We start from the raw sequence: 2,136 nt of genomic DNA on the forward strand, positions 1-2,136 counted from the left end.
TCATTGTTCTTTTTGTTTATGATGTGAATACTATGTTTGTCTGAATGTCCACTAAGGGATGTCTATTCAACTTGCTGTTATAGGGATAAGTTGGACAAGTTAGTCCAAGTATTTGGACACGACTGTCTAATTGATTGGACACGTTTGTCCAATTGCTTATCCACGTTTGGAGCATTATTTGTTTACGTTTGGCTAAACCAATACATCCTTTATATGTCTTGTCCGATTAACGATTCCGCGCAACCCGTTTCTCTTGTGCAAGCTGACGAATAGCCGTTTCGATATCCCCACCAAGCTGTGCAGCCCTGTTCATCACCTCCACCTTCTCAGTTTCCTCCGTGGTGTAGGTCAGGTATTCCTCCATGCTTACTTCCGTGGCATAGACGGCACTCTGCATACCGCCCAGACCTATCCACACTTCCTTGTAGAGTCGGTTCGGGTCGTTATTCTGATTGATGGAGAGAATCTGGCTCTTTTCCTTTTCCGAAAGACCGAGCATTGCCTGTATTCCGTCGAATTTGGTCATATACTTGCGCTGGTCAAGCAGTATCTTGCAGTCGGAGTTGTTGATGATGCTCTCCTTGACAATGGGTGATTGGATGATGTCGTCCACCTCCTGCGTTACGACAATGGCCTCCCCGAAATACTTTCTCACCGTCTTATAAAGATACTTGATGTAGTCTGCCATGTTTGCCGAAGCAATCGCCTTCCACGCTTCCTCAATGAGTATCATTTTTCTGATACCTTTCAATCGGCGCATCTTGTTGATGAAGGCTTCCATGATGATAATCGTTACCACAGGAAAAAGGTCTTTATTATCCTTCACTTGATCGATTTCAAAGACAATGAAGCGTTTGGAGAGTAGGTCGATATTCTTGTCCGAGTTCAGCAGGAAATCATATCGACCGCCTTTGTAGTATTGCTTCAATGTCGTTAAGAGGTTGTTGATGTTGAAGTCCGAGAGCGTTACCTTGATGTCACGCTTTTCCATATCCTTGCGGTACACGTCCCGCAGATACTCATAGAAGGTATTGAAACAGGGCGTAACGCTATGGTCAGTACATATAAGCTCGATATAGGAGTTTACGGCTGAACCAAGTTCACCAGCTTCCGTCTTAGTGATATGCTCATCGGCACTCTTCCAGAGCGTGAGCAGCAGCGTACAGATACTCTCCCTTTTCTCCACGTCGAAGAAGTAATCATCCGTATAGAAAGGTTGAAGGAAATCGGACTTTCATTGGTATAGGTGAAATACACGCCGTCCTCGCCCTTGGTCTTGCGGTGGATAAGTTCACACAAGCCTTGATATGAGTTACCCGTATCGACCAAGAGGACGTGCGCTCCCTGCTCGTAATACTGGCGTACCATGTGGTTGGTGAAGAAAGACTTGCCACTGCCCGAAGGACCCAAGATAAACTTGTTACGGTTGGTAATGACTCCCTTTTTCATCGGTAAATCCGATATATCCAAGTGGACAGGTTTTCCAGAAAGGCGGTCTGCCATCTTGATGCCGAAGGGAGAGAGCGAATCCTTATAGTTTGTCTCTGCCGTAAAGAAGCAGAGGGCAGGCTCGATGAAAGTATAAAACGACTCTTCAGCTGGAAAGTCTGCCGCATTGCCGGGAATACCTGCCCAGTAGAGCGTTGCCGCATCAATTGTGTTGTGGCGAGGATGGCATTCCATAAGAGCAAGTGCCGAACCCACATCATTCTTGATCTGGCGAAGTTCTTCCTTATCGCTGCTCCATGCCAGTACGTTGAAGTGGGCACGGATGGAGGTCAGTCCCTGTGAATGGGCAATATTGAGATACTCTTGTATCCATTCCTCATTGATTTGGTTGCTACGGCTGTAGCGTGCCAGCGAGTGCATGTTTCTTGCCTGCTTCTCGAATCGTTCCAAGTTGGCATCGCTGTCCTCGATGAAGAGGTACTGGTTATAGATATGGTTGCAGGGCAACATCAGTCCTACGGGCGAGGCAAAGGAAAGTCGGCAGTCGCTTCGGTCGGTCGATAACCGCTCGTATCGGGTGTCTGTGCTGACCGTAGTCGGCAGGTCATCCGTATCAGAAAGTGTATGCAGACAAAGCATATTGTCTCCCACACGCACAAGGTCAGCACCCAAGCGGATGTCCTCCAA

1 pseudogene is annotated in these 2,136 nt (G+C 47.3%); it reads right to left on the reverse strand.

The features are described from left to right. Positions 1–226 precede the first annotated feature (226 nt). Positions 227–2,136, reverse strand: a pseudogene (locus tag JCM12259_RS15600) (TraG family conjugative transposon ATPase); the annotation flags it as partial.

The sequence above is a fragment of the Hoylesella enoeca JCM 12259 genome (assembly GCF_000613405.1).
GTDB classification, from domain to species: Bacteria; Bacteroidota; Bacteroidia; order Bacteroidales; family Bacteroidaceae; genus Prevotella; species Prevotella enoeca.